Below are 18,116 nucleotides of genomic sequence, written 5' to 3'. Positions count from 1 at the left end.
TTTTAGAATTAGATGAATTTTGAAAAAATAATATAAAAATGATAAGATTACTTCTTACTTATTTCTTTGTTTCCATACTTTTTTCTCTATATGCATCAGAGGATGTGCCGGTATTTTTTTATAAAAACCAACAATTGCATACAGCCGATGGGGAAAAAGTAGTTCGTGGCATTGAACATATTTTTGTTGAGGGAGATATAAATGAACTGGAAAATTGGCTGGGCAGTAATGATGGATTTATTAAGTATCATTATAATGGAATAGCTGCAGTTCAAATTAAAGCAGAAAATATTGAAAGTTTACGCCAAGAGGCTTTTATAAAACAAATTGACAAAGGAAATAAACCTTTGGTGCAATTAATGGACACTTCATTGATTATTCACAATGTAAATCAGGTTCACGATGGAGTGAGTCCCCTTGATATGGCTTATAAAGGCGAAGGGGTTGTCGTTGGAATTATAGATGCCGGAATTTTTTATAATCACGAAGACTTTAAAGATGAAAATGGCAGCCGAATAAAATATATGTGGGATCAGAATGCAAGCAATTTAAATCCACCTATGCCTTATATTTATGGAACGGAGTGGACTTTTCAGGATTTTGAGAACGGAAATGTAAACCATAGCGAACCTGCAAATCGTTTCGGTCACGGCACGCATGTAACAGGAGCTGCCGCCTCAAGCGGTAGGGAAGTTGAGAACTATAAAGGAGTTGCTCCAAAATCTGATTTGATAATAGTAGCTTATGATTATCAGGATCCTACTTTATCTAAGTTTGTGGATGCTGTTGAATATATTTTTAGAAAGGCAGATGCTATGGGTAAGCCGGTAGTAATAAATGCCAGCCTTGGTACATATTACGGTTCAAGAGATGCCCGGGATTTACCCGCCAGACTAATCGAAAACATGCTGGAAGAAAGAGCAGGTAGGGTACTGGTTGCGGCAGCCGGAAACCGTGGAAATGTTAATTATCACCTTGGGTATGATGTGACAGCAGATACTACATTTACCTGGTTCAGATATACCTCTACGTTTAATGTTGTGTATTATGAATTGTTTGCCGATACTGCTGACTTAAATGATGTATGGTTTTCAATAGGTGCGGATGATACAAGCTTTCAGTTTTTAGGTCAAACAGAATTTTTTAATGTTAAAAATCAATTTGTAAACTTAAATCCCGGAGATCAACAAACTATCTCAAGAGCTATTTATCATCAGGGAGCTTTTGTGGGAGCTGTTATTTTAACAGTAAGGCACCAAGGGCATATGTATAAAGTGGAGATAGAAGTAAATCCTGCCAATACAACAGATTTGTGGCGATTTATAGCAACCGGAGACGGCAGGATAGATATTTGGAGCTCACAAAGTATTATGGGGCATTCTAACATGGTAGAATTTGGTTTGCCTCCGGCCTCTATTGTACCGGAAATTGTAAATTATAAACTTCCTGATAATGCTAAAACCTTAGTAAGTAGCTTTACTTGTTCAGATAAAGTGATTACAGTTGGAAATGCAGAAGCTCGATATGCTCATGAAAATTTTAATGGAACAACAACGGTAGTAGCTGAAAATCCGGTTGGAATTATACATCCGACGTCCAGCAGAGGCCCAACCAGAGATGAACGGGTAAAACCGGATATTACTGCTTCAGGAACCAGAACAATGGCAACCGGAAATCTGACCAATGTAAATGCTTTAATTTCTTCAGGACAAGCAAATAGAGTTGCCCCGGAGGGCATGCACAGCACAAATGGGGGAACCTCTTTAGCAGCACCAAAAGTAGCCGGAGCAGCGGCACTTTATTTACAGAAAAATCCAGATGCCTGGTATTTTGAAGTGAAAGACGCTATTACTTTATCAGCTCTTGAAGATGATTTTACACCTCCTCTTTTACCTGATGAAACTTATGGTTGGGGAAAGTTAAACGTATTTGGGGCAATCCAGATGGATTTGAATTACGGGTGTACAGATCCGGATGCTTTAAATTTTGATGCAGACGCAAATATGGACGATGGGTCTTGTGTTGAAGCTGTTCATGGCTGTACAGATGAATTGGCAACAAACTTTAATCCGGAAGCAAATGTCGATGATGGTAGTTGTTTTTATGATACTACGTCTGTGCATGAGATTTTGGTCGATGGTCAAATCTTAAATTTAAATGTTTATCCGAATCCGGCAGAAGAATATTTTTATATTGAATTTGATAAAGTGCCCGAAAACAGAATAACTTATGAGCTTTCTGACTTAACCGGAAGAATAGTTTTGGATGGAGCTGTTCCAGCGGGTGAAACTTTTCATAAAATAAATGTAGTGAATTTACCTAAAGGATTATTTTTGCTTAACTTTCAATCAGCTAAATCACAACTTTTACAAAAGAAAATATTATTGCAATAAAAATGGAATCTAAGCAAATCGAAATACTGGATAAAAAATTAATAGATCAAAAGATTACCCGTATTGCATGTCAGATATTAGAAGAAAATACCGGTGAAAAAGAAGTGATTTTTATAGGGATAAAGGAAAATGGTGTTAAACTTGCAAGAAAGCTTAAAGCTATCATAGAGCAAAGAAAAGACTTCAACATTCAGATGTATGAGATGTCTATCAGTAAGAAAAAGCCGCATGAAAATGAAATAAGTTTTGATAGAGACTTGGAGAATCTAAACGGCAAAATTATTATACTAGTGGATGATGTGGCAAATACCGGCAAAACACTTGCTTTTGCGATAAAGCCTTTTTTAAAATATTTACCGAAAAAAATTCAGATAGCCGTCTTGGTTGACCGGCAGCATAAGATGTTTCCTGTTAAGCCTGATTTTGTTGGATTTTCCCTTTCAACGACTGTACAGGAGCATATTAAAGTTATGCTGGAAGAAGGTAGCGAAAAGGCGTATTTGAGTTAATCAGTGTAATCTTTTTCTGATTTTCAATGAATCTGCTGACATTATTAACAAATAAAAAACAGCACTTATTAAGGTGGTGAATGCCGCAGCAGTAATGCCGTAAACCGGTATAAAAAGAAAGTTAAGACTAATATTTAATAATAGAGCAAGGATGACTCCGGCAAGCATAAATTTTTGCCGAAAAAGCAATTCCTGTGGTTTATGAGCAAACATTGCTAACTGCCAGGCAAACCCACCTGCAACGATTACTATGGATATTAAATGTAAGTGTGCACCTTCCAGTTTCAACAAATTGAAAATCACAGGAGGGGCAATGGGTATCAATAAAAGAATAAAAGCAAGGGCAGCGGCAATTTCAATTTTCATAGCTTTTTTAATTAATCGCACAGCTTCATCCCTTTTATCTTTATTCCATAAATCCATTATTTGTGGATGGAATGCATAAAGAACGGGCAGACAAACAAAGGTTGAAATTTTATAAAACATATCATAAATAGCAGTGTAAGTACCTGTTTCTTCAGCACCCAGATAGTAAAAAATAATGTAGCGGTCGCTGAAGCCTAACAATAGGGAAACAAATAGCCAGAGTGTCAGAGGAAAGCCAAAGTTAAAAGCTCTTTTTATAAAATCTTTATCCACAAAAGCTTTACTGAAATTTATCTTAAACTTTTTATGCAACCTGCTTAAAGCATAAATATGGATTAATATCAAAGTAAAAACCATAGATTTAAAAATCAACATATAACTACCGTTTTCCAGAGTATAAATCAGGATTAAAAAAAAGATGATATACCCTAAGTAATAAAATGTATTGGTAAATGCATAGTAAGCAGTTTTAAAAAATGCCTGAAAACTTATGAGGTAAAAGGTTAAAAACACATACAAAACCATAAAGCTGCCTATCCATAAGGCATTGCTTACATCCAGTTTAAAGAAAAGCAAACTCAGTATAAAGGCTGTAAGGCCTGCGCTAATGGCACTCAGGCTATTTATAAACAGGAATTTATTCAGAACAACCTTGCGAAGGTTTTCATATTGACTGATAAACCGAAGGAGGCTTTGTTGAACCCACCCAAAAAATAAATTATGAATTAAAACCAGGCTGCTGTAAATTACTGCATAAAAGCCGTATTCCTCTTCACCTAATAATCTGACGGCAAGCACAATTAAAATTATGCCGGAAATTGCAGGAGCCAATTGTCCGAGAAAGTAATGCAGCAGCTGTTTTTTCATAAATTCAAAACTCCGAAATAGTTAAACCGGCTTGCTAAATTAAATAATGTTTGTATGAAAAGCAGCCTGCATAATTTTTATCTGAAATTAATTTCTGTTTTACACGTTTTAAAATACATTAAAAAATTTAAAAAGCCTATCAAAAAGCTTTATTTTTCTTAACTTTGCACCTTGATTTTAAAAACCTGCTTACATGAAATTATCTCAGTTTGATTATGACTTGCCGAAATCTTTAATTGCTCAGTATCCGACTCAGGAAAGGGACGAAAGTCGATTAATGGTTTTAAACAGAAAAACCGGTTCAATAGAACATAAAGTTTTCAAAGATTTATTGAGTTACTTCACCGATGGTGATGTAATGATTGTGAATAATACAAAAGTTTTTCCGGCTCGACTTTTCGGCAGGAAAGAAAAAACCGGGGCTAAAATTGAAGTGTTTTTGTTGCGTGAGTTGAATCGTGAAATGAAACTTTGGGATGTATTGGTAGATCCTGCAAGAAAAATACGAGTAGGGAATAAGCTGTATTTTGGCGATGACGGTGAAATAGTAGCTGAAGTAATTGATAATACAACTTCGAGAGGGCGTACAATCCGTTTTTTAGATGAAAGACCTTATGAAATATTTAAGGAAATGCTTTTTAGCTATGGTGAAACTCCCTTACCTATGTATATCAAAAGAAGACCCGAAGGAGATGATAAAGACCGCTATCAAACTATATTTGCAAAAGAGGAAGGTGCCGTTGCCGCTCCGACAGCCGGTTTACACTTTAGCAGAGAAGTAATGAAAAGACTGGAGCTTGAAGGGGTTAATTTTGCAGAAGTGACTCTTCATGTTGGTTTAGGAACTTTCAGAGATATTGAAGTAGAGGATCTTTCCAAACATAAAATGGACTCAGAGTTTTTTCAAATTAATGAGTCTACAGCAGAAATTGTGAATACTGCTAAAGATAAAAATAAGAAAATTTGCGCTATTGGAACTACATCCATGAGAGCTATTGAATCAGCAGTTTCAGCATCTCGCAGATTAAAAGTGGATCAGGGTTGGACAAACTTATTTTGCCATCCTCCTTATGATTTTTCTATTGCAAACTCTTTATTAACGAATTTCCATCTTCCGAAATCAAGCTTGTTGATTATGGTGGCTTCATTTGCAGATTATGATATGATAATGGAGGCCTATCAAGAGGCTATAAAAGAAAAATATCGCTTCTTTAGTTATGGAGATGCAATGCTGATTATTTAACAGCTGTTAAAATCTAAAGTCCATGCCTTAGTGCATGCCTAAGGTTTGATGTTCTTTTAAACGCAGACTTATGAAAAGAGCTATCATAATTGTTGCCGGAGGTAGCGGTATTAGAATGGGAGGAAATATTCCGAAACAGTTTCTTGAATTAACTACCGGAAAGCCTGTCATATATTTTACATTAAAGCATATTAAAGCAGCTGACCCTACTTCCCAAATTATTTTAGTCATTGGGAAGACTCACTTTACCTATTATTCGGCAATGAAAGCAGAATTTCCTGCTCTGTTGGAAAATGTAACTTTAGTTGAGGGTGGTGAAAGTAGATTTGAGTCTGTAAAAAATGGCTTGAAAAATTTGGATACTGATGTTGAGTATATTGCTATTCATGATGGTGCCAGACCTTTTGTTAAAAAAGAGCTTCTGGAAAAGGGTTGGGAAACCGTTAAGGCAAAGCAAGCAGTAATTCCTGTCATTTCAATTACTTCAAGTCTCAGAAAGGTTGAAAATAGTAACAATTTTGCGGTTAAAAGGGAATTGTATAAAACAGTTCAAACCCCTCAATTTTTTAAAGCAGATTTAATACAAAAGGCTTACGAGCCAGACTACAAAGCTGAGTTTACAGACGATGCTTCTGTTTATGAGAATCAAATTGGAAAAATTTCTCTGATTGAAGGAAACGAGATGAATATCAAAATCACATCCCCGATTGATTTGGAATGTGCAACAGTTTTGCTGAAGAAATTCTTTTCAGATTAGTAAGAAAAAAAGCTTAAAAGAAAGACACTTTTAAAAAAGAAAAAATATCCCTAATACTCCTCTTCATCGAAGAAGAAATCATCAGTTGTAGGGTAATCCGGCCATATATCTTCAATCCCTTCATAGATTTCACCTTCGTCTTCGAGTTCCTGAAGATTTTCTATTACTTCAATAGGAGCACCCGAGCGAATAGCGTAATCTATAAGTTCGTCTTTTGTAGCCGGCCATGGGGCATCTTCTAAATGTGAAGCAAGTTCTAAAGTCCAATACATATACTATGCATTTTTTAATGAGGTGCAAAAATAAAATTTAAGTTCAGATAATCAACTTGTAAAGCAAAAAATTATAAAAAAATTATTTTCTGGGTGTCCAGTTAATTTCTTCCAGTCCGTAAGTAAAGGTTATCCAACGAGATAAGACAAATAAATAATCACTCAACCTATTTAGGTAGATAATAACTTTAGTTTCTGTAAAATGTTCTTCAGAAAGATGCACAACATTTCTTTCTGCCCGTCTGCAAACGCATCTGGCTATGTGTATTGAAGCACTTAAAGAGTTTCCGCCGGGCAAAATAAAATTTTTCAAGCTTGGCAATTCCGATTCCATTTTATCTATTTCATTTTCTAAAAAAGTAATATCCTCCTCTTTTAAATCAGGAATCACCATTTTAGTTTTTTCGGGGTCAGCTGCTAAGGAAGATCCAATGGTAAATAATCTGTCTTGAATTAGCCGTAGTTTTTCGCTCACTAATTTTTTTTCATCAAAACTCATAATCATTCCTAAGTGTGCATTCAGTTCATCGATGGTTCCGTAAGCTTCAATTCGTAAATGGTATTTGGGAACTTTAGTGCCGCCAAGCAGACTTGTTTTTCCTTTATCGCCTGTTTTCGTATATATTTTCATATTAATTAACTTCTTTAAATCCAATCTCGTGTATAAATAGATTTTCTTCTGTAATAAAGTAGCCGTGGAAAAAGTTCATAATAGTTAAAAATAATTGAAGAAGATTAAAAATTAACACTTTATCTTAATTATTCAACCTGTTTACATCACTTTCGATCAACCCGTCTCTTAAACGAATAATCCTATTCGAATAGGTCGCTATTTCTTCCTCGTGAGTAACCAAAATAACGGTATTTCCTTCTTTGTGAATCACATCAAAAATTCCCATTATTTCATCAGAGGTCTTACTGTCAAGGTTTCCGGTTGGTTCATCTGCTAAGATAATTGAAGGGTCGTTTACCAGTGCTCTGGCAATAGCTACTCTTTGTCTTTGTCCACCGGAGAGTTCACTTGGTTTGTGATGCATTCTGTCAGACAAACCCACCATGCCTAATACATTTTTTGCTTTTTCTTTTCTTTTTGACGCTCCCATGCCTGCATAAATCATTGGAAGTGCTACATTTTCCAATGCTGTCAAACGAGGTAAGAGATTAAATGTTTGAAAAATAAACCCAATTTCCTGATTTCTGATTTCAGCCAGTTCATTATCTTTCATTTTACTTACAAGCGTATTATTTAAGTAATAATTTCCGCTGCTTGGAGTATCTAAACATCCCAAAATATTCATTAATGTAGATTTCCCGGAACCTGAAGGCCCCATCAGTGCTACATATTCATTTTTTTCAATAGTCAGGTCAACGCCTGCTAAAGCATTTATAACTTCTGATCCTAAAATATAAATCTTTTTTATGTCCTCAATAAAAATCATCGATTGTGCAGCCATCAACTTATTTATTTATGAATTTCGGTACTTTTATATAATCAGAATCTTTTGACGGAGCATTTTTTAAGGCTTGTTCACGGGTGATTTCATTTTTCGCACTATCCTCTCTAAATTGATTTAAATCATCATTTACATAAATCAAGGGCTCTACATTATCAGTGGGTAACTCTTTGAGTTTTTCTATCAGGTCCAAAATGTTTGAAAGATCAGCAGACAGTTCCGTTTTTTCATTTTCTGAAAACTCCAGTTTGCACAAATCTGCAAGCTTGTCAATTAATTTGTCATTTATTTCCATGCTCTTTTTTTTGCAAAAGTAAGAAATACATTTTCATAAATTGATTTTAACATTACAAAGGAATTAAGTTATTTGTAAACTTTTATCTGAAATTCAATAAAATTCGTGTTTTTATGAAAGCATGACACTTTAAACTTTATTTAAAACTTATAAATGGTTTGAAATTGAATTATGTTTAATAATTTCGCATAAAATTGTTTATTTAACATGGAAACTGTCGTTAGTGGTGTCCGTCCTACCGGGCGCCTGCATTTGGGTAATTATTTCGGAGCTGTAAAAAACTTTGTGAAGCTCCAGGAGTCCTATAAAACTTTCTTTTTTATAGCGGATTATCATTCTTTAACGACACATCCTAAAAGTGGAGAATTAAAGCAAAATGTAAGCTATGTGTTAAGTGAATATCTGGCATGTGGTCTTGATCCTGAAAAAACAGTATTGTATTTGCAAAGTGATATACCTGAAATTGCCGAGCTTTATCTTATTTTTAATATGATTGCTTATAAAGGTGAACTTGAGAGGTGTACAACTTATAAGGATAAAGTTAGCAAGCAACAGGAAAATATAAACGCAGGTTTGCTGACATATCCGGTATTGATGGCAATAGATATAATTATTCATAAAGCCAATAAAGTTCCGGTGGGCAAGGATCAGATTCAACATCTTGAAATGACCCGTAATTTTGTAAAAAGATTTCATCATTTATATAATTGTGAAGTGTTTCCGGAGCCTCAGGCGTTTAATTTTAGTGAGGAATTAGTTAAAGTACCGGGACTGGATGGAAGCGGTAAAATGGGAAAGTCTGAAGGACCCGGTAATGCTATTTATCTTGTCGAAGATCCGGGTTCAATTAAAAAGAAGGTAATGAGGGCAGTAACAGATGCCGGGCCGACTGAACCTGATAGCCCTCTTTCAGAGCCGATAAAAAATATTTTTGATATCATGAGTTTGGTTTCCGATGAAAGTACCAAAACTCATTTTATCAATGCTTATAAAGATTGTTCAATACGCTACGGGGATTTAAAAAAACAACTTGCAGAGGATATTATTAATTTTACCAATCCAATCAGGCAAAGAATTACAGATATACAAAATGATAAAGAAAACTTACAGAAAATACTAAAACAGGGACAAGAGAAAGCCAGAGAATCTGCATCAAAAACATTGAAAGAAGTTAAGGAAACTATAGGTATTGGAAGTATTTAAAATTTAAAAAAATGACAGAGAAAGACTCTCAGACTAATAAAATAAAGCATATAGCTGTAGCCGGCAATATCGGCTCCGGGAAAACAACCTTAACTGAAAAGCTGGCTAAGCATTTTAAATGGGAAGCCCACTATGAGGAGGTAAACAACAATCCTTACTTATTTGATTTTTATAATGATATGAGGAGATGGTCGTTTAATTTGCAGATTTTCTTTTTAAATAATCGTTTTAAGCAGGCTATAAAAATTAAAGAAGGTGAGCAAACGGTAGTTCAGGACAGAACTATTTATGAGGATGCAAATATTTTCGCACCCAATTTAAATGCTATGGGCCTGATGTCTACCCGGGATTTTGAGAATTACCTGAGTTTGTTTAAAACCATAAGTTATATGATTGGACCTCCGGATTTGATTATATATTTGAGAGCATCTTTACCTACTTTAGTGAATCAAATACAGAAGAGAGGACGGGATTATGAAGAAAATATCCGTTTGGATTACTTGAAAAGACTAAATGAGTATTATGAAAAGTGGATTACCGCTTATGACGAAGGCAACTTACTGATAATAGATGTTGATAAAATTAATTTTGCTGAGAATCCTGAACACTTAGGGGATGTAATCAACAAAGTTAATGCAAAAATAGGCGGGGGTTTATTTTAAATAATTTATTCGTTTGTTAATGCGATAATTCCGGGTAGCTTTTTCCCTTCAAAAAACTCTAATAAAGCTCCGCCACCTGTAGAGATATAGCTGATTTTTTCTTCCAGCTTAAATTTTTTAACAGCAGAAACAGAGTCTCCACCACCAACTAAAGAAAAGCATCCATTTTCAGTAGCTTCAGCAACTTTTTTTGCAATTTCTGCTGTGCCATGCTGAAAGGGTTCCATTTCAAAAACACCCATTGGCCCATTCCATAGAATTGTTTTAGATTCTAAAATGATTTCGGAATAAGTTTTACGACTTTCAGGCCCTATGTCCAGACCCATCCAATTTTCCGGAATTTCTTTACTTTTAACGGTTTTAACGGAAGCTGTTTCTGAAAAGCTGTCTGCAATAATTGAATCTTCAGGTAAAATTAACCTGCAATTATTTTTTTCGGCTATTTCTTTTATTTTTTCAATCACAGGAATGCTTTCTTTTTCAAAAAGGGAGTTTCCTATTTCTCCACCTTCAGACTTAATAAAAGTATAAGCCATGCCACCGCCTATAAGTATGTTGTCTGCTTTTTCAGTCAATTGCTCAATTAAATTTATTTTATCCGAAACTTTTGCACCACCCAGAATGGCAGTAAAAGGTTTTTGATGATTCAGTAAAACTTTTTCAGCATTTTTAATTTCACTTTCCATAAGCTTTCCTGCTATCCTGTAATCCGGCGGGAAAAAATATGCTACAGTCGTGGTTGAAGCATGCGCTCTGTGAGCCGCTCCAAAAGCATCATTGATATAAATATCTCCCAGTTTGGAAAGTTTTTCGGCAAAATCCTTATCACCTTTGGTTTCTCCTTCAAAAAAGCGGGTATTTTCGAGTAGGTAGATTTCTCCGGGATTTAAATCATTGCTCATTTTTTCAGCTTCGTTACCAATTGTAAAGCCGTTAAAATTAACAACGGTATTGGTCACTTCCGCCAGCCTTTTTTTAATTTGGTGCAAACTGAATTTTTCTTCATAGCCTGACTTAGGTCTTCCAAAGTGGGACATGATAATCAGTTTCCCCCCATCCTTTAATACTTTTTCTATAGTAGGAAGAGCAGCATTAATTCTTGTTTCATCTGAAATTTTGCCTTCTTTCACAGGCACATTAAAGTCCACTCGCAATAGCACTTTTTTTCCACTAAAATTGACATCATCTATTGTACGTAAAGTCATTTTTAAATATATTTTTTTAGACAAATACACATGTCAGCCATTCTCGCAGCATATCCCTGTTCATTATCATACCAACCAATTACTTTAACCAGTTTTGTTCTAACGTCGGTTAAAGAGGAATCAAAAATGCAACTATGATTATTTCCGATTATGTCAGAAGAAACCAATGGTTCTTCAGTATATTCAAGCAAACCTTTTAAATTGCTTTCAGCTGCTCTTTTGAAAGTTAGATTTATTTCTTCTTTTGTAGCATGCTTTTTAAGCAAGCAGGTAAAGTCTGTTAAAGAACCATCAATAACCGGAACTCTGGCAGCAAAGCCGGATAGTTTACCTTTTAGTTCAGGAATCACTAATTCCACTGCTTGTGCTGCACCGGTAGTTGTCGGCACTATGTTTTGAGCAGCAGCTCTTGCCCTTCGTAAATCTTTGTGCGGGCCATCCTGTAAATTTTGATCACCGGTGTAAGCGTGAACGGTGGTCATAAAACCTTCTTCAATACCCCAGTTTTCATTTAATATTTTCGCCATCGGCGCTAAACAGTTAGTAGTGCAGGACGCATTACTGATTATGGTATCGCCCGCAGTAATTTCACTATCATTAACACCTAGTACAAACGATTTAACACTATTATCTTTTGAAGGAGCAGAAAGAATTACTTTTTTAGCACCTGCTTTAATGTGTTTAGATAAAACATCAGCTTTTCTGAACTTTCCGGTACATTCCAAAACAATATCTATATCTAAATCACCCCAGGGTAAATTTTCCGGGTCTTTTTCACTAAAAACTAAAATTTCATTTTTACCTGCTGTAATTTTTTTATCATCATAACTTATCTCAAAATCCTGGACGCCATGAGCAGAGTCATATTTTAGCAGATGAGCGAGTGTTTTGTTATCTGTAAGATCATTTACAGCTACAACTTCTAATTCATTAGCAAAAACTTTGTTAATATAATTTGTTGTAAGCCTGCCAATTCTGCCAAACCCATTTATAGCAATTCTAACTTTTTTCATCATTTTAATTTAATGGTAATCGATAAAATAGAAAGTATGAAAAAGTCACTCTCTGATTACAAAGTTAAACTATCCTAAAGTATGCTTAAAATTTTTTTTAAAATTCTTTGTTTTAAAAATAAAATTATTTTTATCTTTGCAACGTCTTATGAAAAACGGTCCGTTCGTCTAGGGGTTAGGACGCCAGGTTTTCATCCTGGTAACAGGGGTTCGATTCCCCTACGGACTGCAAATAAAAAAGCTTCGAATTATTCGAAGCTTTTTTTATTTTTGGGATACTCATTTTAAAAAATACCCCATGCAGAAAATAATTTTTACATTCTCCCCGGTTATATTAATTATGTTTATAGCAATTGCAGAGCTTAAAGCAGAAGAAGATAAAATAGAGGAATTGTTGGTTACTTATAATAATGCATTAGATTTTTTAAACACGGAAGATTTTGAATCAGCCCTTCCGCTTTTAACAGAAGTTATTCGAAGCAGTCCTTCTAATAGCGACCTAATGCACTTAGCACTTAGCCATAGAGGGAGTTGTTATTATGAACTTAATCAGTATTTTCTTGCAGTAAACGATTTTAATGCGGCACTTTTTGTAAATGTTAAAGAAAATATTTACCATAATAGTGAAACAACAGAATTTTTAACAGAATACATTAACGGAATTAATTATTTTCTTTCAGGAAGTGCCAAGCAGCTAACCGGTTCCCAATCCGCTGCCTGTGCGGATTGGCTGAGGTCCAGAAACCTTGGAGAGAGGCGTGCAGATGAAATGATACGTAAATATTGTCAATAATATACGACTTCTTACTCAGCCTATTTTTTAAAGCCTTTTTATTTTTGTTTGTTTGTTAACAAAATACTTACTATTTTGCACCCGATAATTTTAGCAATATTTATATATGGTAATAGACTAAGGCATTTTATAGGTTTGTCAAAATTTATATTTTTAATAGACCTTTAATTAATTATAAACAATAGATTAACATTAATCTGACAAGCTAAATTGTTTATTTTATTTGCTGTTATAAAATTAATTAAGTTAATTTTGTCGAAAGATTTATGAATCTAAAATTTGCAATAGGTAGTATTTTTTTCAAATAATTTATATATTAGCAACTTAATATCTAATCAGAAGCATTATGGAAGCAAAAGTTAAAGGAAAATTAGACGGTTTGACAATGGCATATGGTATCGGTGCATCAATAGTAATCACCGGTATGATGTTCAAATTCTTAAATTGGCAATACGCCAACGAAATGCTATTTATAGGCCTGACAACGGAAGCAATAGTATTCTTTATTTCAGCTTTTGAGTTAAAAAGACCGGAAAAAGAATACAAATGGGATAAACTTTTTCCTCAATTGACTACAGACCAGCCAACAGGTGTGGAACAATTAGAAGAAATGGTCCAAAAAGCAAATGTTGACCCTATGATTATTGAACGTTTGACAAATAGCATTGAGAAGCTGGAGAACAATGTTCACAAAATGTCTGAAACATCTAATCTGGCTCATTTGAATGAGCAGATTGACAGAATGCGTGTTTCTTCTGAAAATTTTGAACGTGAAATTAACAGACTGAATAAAAGTATGTCTGATATGTCTAAGCAATATGATAAAGTATTGAATGTAATGGGCGGAAAGAATTTAGACTAAATATTCTTCTGACTATTAATTAGACTTAGAAATAGGAATACCTTTATTAAATAAGATAAAAAAAAATGAAAACAACTAATCCATTAAGGCAACGACTGGTAAATTTGCTTTACCTTTTACTTATAGCCTATGTTGTTCTCATTATGCCGGTGGAGTTTATCGAAACCTATACAGATTTAAATCGTTCTTTAGAAAGAGCGAATTACCGGCTTGATGCGAGTAATGAGAAAGTGTTAAAAGCAGTCCAAACCATAAGTGAATATGATTCAGCACGTTTTGGTCCGGCTTTTAGTCAGATAGTTAGAACCCGTGAAATTACACGTGGAGCAATTGAGTATCTAGATGAAATTAAGGTCAGACTTGTGGAAGAGTCAGGAGGCTATAACAGGCATGGTCACTTAGATAGTGGTTTGGATCCCTTACTTCCGACCAGAATGCTTTATCGATCCGGCAAAGCATCTGAAATTAAATCAACTATTGAAGAAGCTAAGTCGGAACTTATGTTGATACTTGGTGATCAGCAAAGAAGAATGCTGGATACCATTTTAGTGACTACAGATACTTTAAGAAAGTCTACGGGCATTGTCTTCGAATGGGAAAAATACTATTTCGATAATGTTCCATTAGCTGCTGTAGTTACCATTTTATCTAAGTTTCAGCATGACTTGAGAATTGCAGAATCTGCAGTAATGAGTTCATTACATGATTTATCTGAGAGTTATTTGGAGTTTCCGGGGGTAATTGTAATGGATACTGTTACGGAAGACCCATTAATCGAAGATGTGTTTATAGATAAGGGACTACCGGGTGATACTTATAATTTAGGCGAAGAAGGAATTGCATTAGTTCGGTTGCCTTCTGTGTCTAAGAAAGAACTTGAGTCAGATTTTGAAGTTATTATTTACGATGAAGCCGGAAGAGTTCAGCGGAGAGTTCAATTTCAGGATGGCGTCGCGAGAATTGAGTTGGATACTGACAGTCCGGGGGAAAAAGTTGTTAGAGGTCTTGTTCAAAAGATGCCTTCTGATACTGACTTTGAGGAAGTAACTGAAGACGGAGATCTTACATTTGATATGAGACGTACTGCTGAAAGACCTTTCGAAATAAAGTATGAAGTAAAAGAGCAAAAACCGGTTATAAATCAAGAGAAGTTTAATAATCTATATATAGGTGTCGATAATCCGATTAATATAGTTAAACCAAGTAGAGAAGACAGAGAGTATAATGTTGAAATTTCAAATGGTGAGCTTCACAAAGTTGGAGATCAATATTATGCAAGAGTTAATCGTCAGGGAAGAGTCAGAATATCATTGACAGAGACCAGAGCGGATGGAACAAAGAGAACAGTAGCCGAACAAAGTTTTGTTGCCAGAAACTTACCTAAGCCTGTGGCACAAATACATAACCGAACCAGTGGAGAATTCGCTGCTTCATTATTCAAATTACAGAATGGGTTGTCTGTCAAACTGGAAGATTTAGATATCGACCCTCGTTATAGAATCATAGACTATGAAGTAGTTTATATAAATGGAGAAGGGTTAGGAATCTTTCGTGAATCTGTTCAGGGGTCATACTTTTCAGGAAAATCCAGAGAGCTTATTGACTTAGCTCAGCCAGGAGATATCTATGTGTTTGATAATATACATATTAAAGGACCGGATGGAACTAATGAGTACATTAGCCCTCTAATTATCAATATTCAATAAAAATTAACTAAAGACTAAATATTACTTGCGATGAAAAGTTTAAATTCTATAAAAATGTTAATAACGCTCAGATATCTACTCTTTACGAGTCTGTTTGTTACTATATTCATTCCACTTAAATCAGAAGCAAGTCATCATTTGGATTTGTCTAATGCAACTGTATTAGAGGGATTTATTGATGAAAACAGAAGCCTGACAAGTGGTCAGAAGTATTTGATACAGCATAATGTACGCGTATCTTCTGAAGCAACATTAACAATTCCTGAAAATGTAACATTGATTTTCTCCCCTAATACAACTTTGGTAGTTGAAGGCGGTTTAAATATAAATGGAACAGCAAATAATTTCGTTCATCTTTTAAGTAAGGATGAGGTTTTTAGAGGTGACGGTATAGTTGTTAGAGGCAATAGAGGTTCTGCAATCAATATACGATATGCAAAATTTACTGAGTTGGAGAAGCCGCTTTTACTTGAATCAAACTGGTTTAGAAAAACCGTTAAAGTCGAGAATACAGTTTTTCAGGATATACAGTCCGGGCAATCTTCAATTTTAATTCAAATGCCTTCAACAGTTGGTACCGGTGATTTTAACCAAAAAGCTGAGGTAACTTTTAACAGAAATAATTTTGTAAATAATTGGGGTAGTATTTATATAGAAGATTTCCAAAGTGACCACCTTGAGTTAAACTTTACTGAAAACCTGATTACTAACAATGTTGTATATGGTGTTGACAAAGGAATCCCATCGAATACACCGGTTTTTGGTTTGTTCGACAATGAAGATAAGGCTTACCTTGCCTCAATCAAACGCAATTCTATTTTTAATAATTACCAGATAAATGCATCTACTGATAGTATTATAAGAGAGATTAGCTTTGGTATACAAGGTAATGGAGAATCTTTTAACGTTTCAGAAAATTTCTTTAGATCTAAAGACAAAAACTATATTTACTCAACTTTCGATCACTTCTATCATAATAATAACCTTCCATTATTGATAGCTGAACCGATTTTGGAAAAACCTTCACCAAATGTACATGGTCATATTTACAGGGTTGACTGGGATGGAGTTGAAATAAATGATTATACTAAACTACCTGAAGTAAGCGGTCTAAATGTCAATTTTGATGTTTACTTCAACAGACCGGTTACTAGTATTGATGATTATCAAATGGATTTTCTGTATTTTGATACAATCAACAATGAAGTAAATGTTCAGAATATTGATATTGACACAGCCAGATGGTCTGAGAATAATACTAAACTATCTTTCAGAGTTTCTGAACCGAATTTCCTAAGAAACAAACTCGGATATATTGTATTCTATAATTTTGTAGATGAGGAAGGTTTTGAAGTACCTGAATTTCCAATCGGACAGCTTCAGGCAGTAAACAGATACAGTCGTCTGTATAGAGAGGGTTTTGTTCCTCAGTTTGCCTCAACAGGTGATGTTGTAAGTCAAAGAAGTTCATTCGAACCATCTGCTGCTTCACTGAGAACTTTAGAGAGTTTATCTGAAGTGGGTGATTTATCTTACTTAGGCTCTTATGTATCTCTTGCAAGAACTTTTGAAGTAGGTTTATTTTTAGGTCTTTCTAATTATGCAGGGGAGTTGACCAGAGCGAATATAGATCAGGATGAGTTCAATCTTGCCTTTGGTATTTTTGGTAAATATAATATATCCAGATGGTTTAGCGCATCTCTCGGTTTTAGATATGGTATGCTTTCCGGAACAGACTTTAATGAATTAGATCCTAATAGAGTAAGAAGAGCAGTCCATTTCAGATCTCCAATTTATGAAATTTCAGCAAATATAGAATGGTATCTGATGCAATATGGCGTTAATCGAGGAGAAAGATTTGCTCCATCTTTATTCGCAGGTATAGCAGCATATCAATTTAATCCTCAGGCAAGAGCTTATTTGGGCTTAAATGATGAGTTGGGTGAGCATGTATTTACTGATGAATGGTATGATTTACATCCAATTGGTACTGAAGGTCAAAATGTACCGGGTGCAGGAAGAGATCATTATAGTTTAAGACAAATTAGTGTACCCTTTGGTGTTAACTTAAATTTCATCATTCAGAAGTCTTTTGTACTAACAGCTGAGTTAGGCTTTAGATTTACGTTTACAGATTACCTGGATGATATTGGTGGATTCTTCTATCTGGACGAAGACGGTACATTTGATGCTATTAAAGCAAATGCACCCGATTATGGACAAGTTACAGATGTTTACGGGGTTACTCATGACGTAGTTGATATATTGATAGACCCTTCAATGGTAAGAAATCCAAATAAGCCGTACCATAAAAACTTCCTTAATAATAAAAGAGGAGATGCTAACAGAGATTGGTATTTCTTTACCGGTTTGAAAGTTAGTAAAGTGCTTGGCTTAAACAGAAAATTAGAGCGTCAGGAAAGAGAACGTTTCGGTGTGGAAAATGAATTTTAAAAGACATATTATTTCCTCGTAGGAAATAAACTAAATAAAAACTATTGAAAAGAGTTGTTAAC

Annotated in this window: 17 protein-coding genes and 1 tRNA gene; 11 read left to right on the top strand and 7 right to left on the bottom strand. The window is 34.7% G+C overall.

Going from position 1 to position 18,116, the window contains the following annotated elements; all coding sequences use genetic code 11:
• Window positions 1-38: 38 nt before the first annotated feature.
• Window positions 39-2,393 carry a T9SS C-terminal target domain-containing protein gene (locus EA412_01875; protein TVR82241.1) on the top strand — a complete coding sequence of 785 codons (2,355 nt, stop codon included), beginning with the start codon at window positions 39-41 and terminating at the stop codon, window positions 2,391-2,393.
• A 2-nt stretch (window positions 2,394-2,395) separates the two neighbouring features.
• Window positions 2,396-2,902 (top strand): phosphoribosyltransferase, encoded by a 507-nt coding sequence (locus tag EA412_01870; GenBank protein ID TVR82240.1) that lies wholly within the window; start codon window positions 2,396-2,398, stop codon window positions 2,900-2,902.
• On the opposite strand, the gene EA412_01865 is transcribed toward EA412_01870, so the two are convergent.
• On the bottom strand, window positions 2,903-4,135 hold the full coding sequence (locus EA412_01865) for a hypothetical protein (protein ID TVR82239.1): 1,233 nt from the start codon (window positions 4,133-4,135) through the stop codon (window positions 2,903-2,905).
• A 193-nt stretch (window positions 4,136-4,328) separates the two neighbouring features.
• Here EA412_01865 and queA point away from each other — a divergent pair, with 193 nt between their 5' ends.
• Both queA and EA412_01855 read left to right on the top strand, forming a co-directional pair.
• The gene (gene queA, locus EA412_01860; GenBank protein TVR82238.1) at window positions 4,329-5,378 is read left to right on the top strand and encodes a tRNA preQ1(34) S-adenosylmethionine ribosyltransferase-isomerase QueA; all 1,050 of its coding nucleotides are present in this window, start codon (window positions 4,329-4,331) and stop codon (window positions 5,376-5,378) included.
• A gap of 70 nt (window positions 5,379-5,448) precedes the next feature.
• Window positions 5,449-6,135, top strand: coding sequence for a 2-C-methyl-D-erythritol 4-phosphate cytidylyltransferase (locus tag EA412_01855; GenBank protein ID TVR82237.1), 687 nt, complete (start codon window positions 5,449-5,451; stop codon window positions 6,133-6,135).
• A 50-nt stretch (window positions 6,136-6,185) separates the two neighbouring features.
• Here EA412_01855 and EA412_01850 read toward each other — a convergent pair whose 3' ends face one another.
• The 4 genes from EA412_01850 to gatC form a co-directional block, all read right to left on the bottom strand.
• Window positions 6,186-6,407, bottom strand: coding sequence for a DUF2795 domain-containing protein (locus tag EA412_01850; protein ID TVR82236.1), 222 nt, complete (start codon window positions 6,405-6,407; stop codon window positions 6,186-6,188).
• Between the two features lie 82 nt (window positions 6,408-6,489).
• Window positions 6,490-7,038: a cob(I)yrinic acid a,c-diamide adenosyltransferase gene (locus EA412_01845; GenBank protein TVR82235.1), complete on the bottom strand. Its 549-nt coding sequence runs from the start codon at window positions 7,036-7,038 to the stop codon at window positions 6,490-6,492.
• A gap of 124 nt (window positions 7,039-7,162) precedes the next feature.
• On the bottom strand, window positions 7,163-7,861 hold the full coding sequence (locus EA412_01840) for an ABC transporter ATP-binding protein (GenBank protein TVR82234.1): 699 nt from the start codon (window positions 7,859-7,861) through the stop codon (window positions 7,163-7,165).
• A gap of 4 nt (window positions 7,862-7,865) precedes the next feature.
• Window positions 7,866-8,156, bottom strand: a complete 291-nt coding sequence (gatC, locus tag EA412_01835) for an Asp-tRNA(Asn)/Glu-tRNA(Gln) amidotransferase subunit GatC (protein ID TVR82233.1) — start codon at window positions 8,154-8,156, stop codon at window positions 7,866-7,868.
• A 207-nt stretch (window positions 8,157-8,363) separates the two neighbouring features.
• Here gatC and trpS point away from each other — a divergent pair, with 207 nt between their 5' ends.
• Both trpS and EA412_01825 read left to right on the top strand, forming a co-directional pair.
• Window positions 8,364-9,359 (top strand): tryptophan--tRNA ligase, encoded by a 996-nt coding sequence (trpS, locus tag EA412_01830; GenBank protein ID TVR82232.1) that lies wholly within the window; start codon window positions 8,364-8,366, stop codon window positions 9,357-9,359.
• Window positions 9,360-9,370: 11 nt separating this feature from the next.
• Window positions 9,371-10,021, top strand: coding sequence for a deoxynucleoside kinase (locus EA412_01825; protein TVR82231.1), 651 nt, complete (start codon window positions 9,371-9,373; stop codon window positions 10,019-10,021).
• 5 nt (window positions 10,022-10,026) lie between these two features.
• Here EA412_01825 and EA412_01820 read toward each other — a convergent pair whose 3' ends face one another.
• Both EA412_01820 and gap read right to left on the bottom strand, forming a co-directional pair.
• On the bottom strand, window positions 10,027-11,226 hold the full coding sequence (locus EA412_01820; protein ID TVR82230.1) for a phosphoglycerate kinase: 1,200 nt from the start codon (window positions 11,224-11,226) through the stop codon (window positions 10,027-10,029).
• A 2-nt stretch (window positions 11,227-11,228) separates the two neighbouring features.
• Entirely contained in the window at window positions 11,229-12,239 is a 1,011-nt protein-coding gene (gene gap / locus EA412_01815; protein TVR82251.1) for a type I glyceraldehyde-3-phosphate dehydrogenase, read from the bottom strand.
• A gap of 157 nt (window positions 12,240-12,396) precedes the next feature.
• Here gap and EA412_01810 point away from each other — a divergent pair.
• From EA412_01810 to EA412_01790, 5 genes are all read left to right on the top strand, one after another.
• A tRNA-Glu gene (locus EA412_01810) sits at window positions 12,397-12,471 on the top strand.
• Between the two features lie 66 nt (window positions 12,472-12,537).
• Window positions 12,538-13,032, top strand: a complete 495-nt coding sequence (locus EA412_01805) for a tetratricopeptide repeat protein (GenBank protein ID TVR82229.1) — start codon at window positions 12,538-12,540, stop codon at window positions 13,030-13,032.
• 346 nt (window positions 13,033-13,378) lie between these two features.
• The gene (gene gldL / locus EA412_01800; GenBank protein TVR82228.1) at window positions 13,379-13,894 is read left to right on the top strand and encodes a gliding motility protein GldL; all 516 of its coding nucleotides are present in this window, start codon (window positions 13,379-13,381) and stop codon (window positions 13,892-13,894) included.
• Window positions 13,895-13,959: 65 nt separating this feature from the next.
• Window positions 13,960-15,600, top strand: a complete 1,641-nt coding sequence (locus tag EA412_01795) for a hypothetical protein (GenBank protein ID TVR82227.1) — start codon at window positions 13,960-13,962, stop codon at window positions 15,598-15,600.
• Between the two features lie 30 nt (window positions 15,601-15,630).
• Window positions 15,631-18,054 (top strand): hypothetical protein, encoded by a 2,424-nt coding sequence (locus EA412_01790; protein TVR82226.1) that lies wholly within the window; start codon window positions 15,631-15,633, stop codon window positions 18,052-18,054.
• Window positions 18,055-18,116 lie beyond the last annotated feature (62 nt).

It is taken from the genome of Chitinophagaceae bacterium (genome assembly GCA_007695095.1).
Classification (GTDB): domain Bacteria; phylum Bacteroidota; class Bacteroidia; order Chitinophagales; family REEL01; genus REEL01.
Note: the sequence above shows the minus strand (reverse complement) of the source record. Positions and strands in the feature narration are given on the sequence as shown.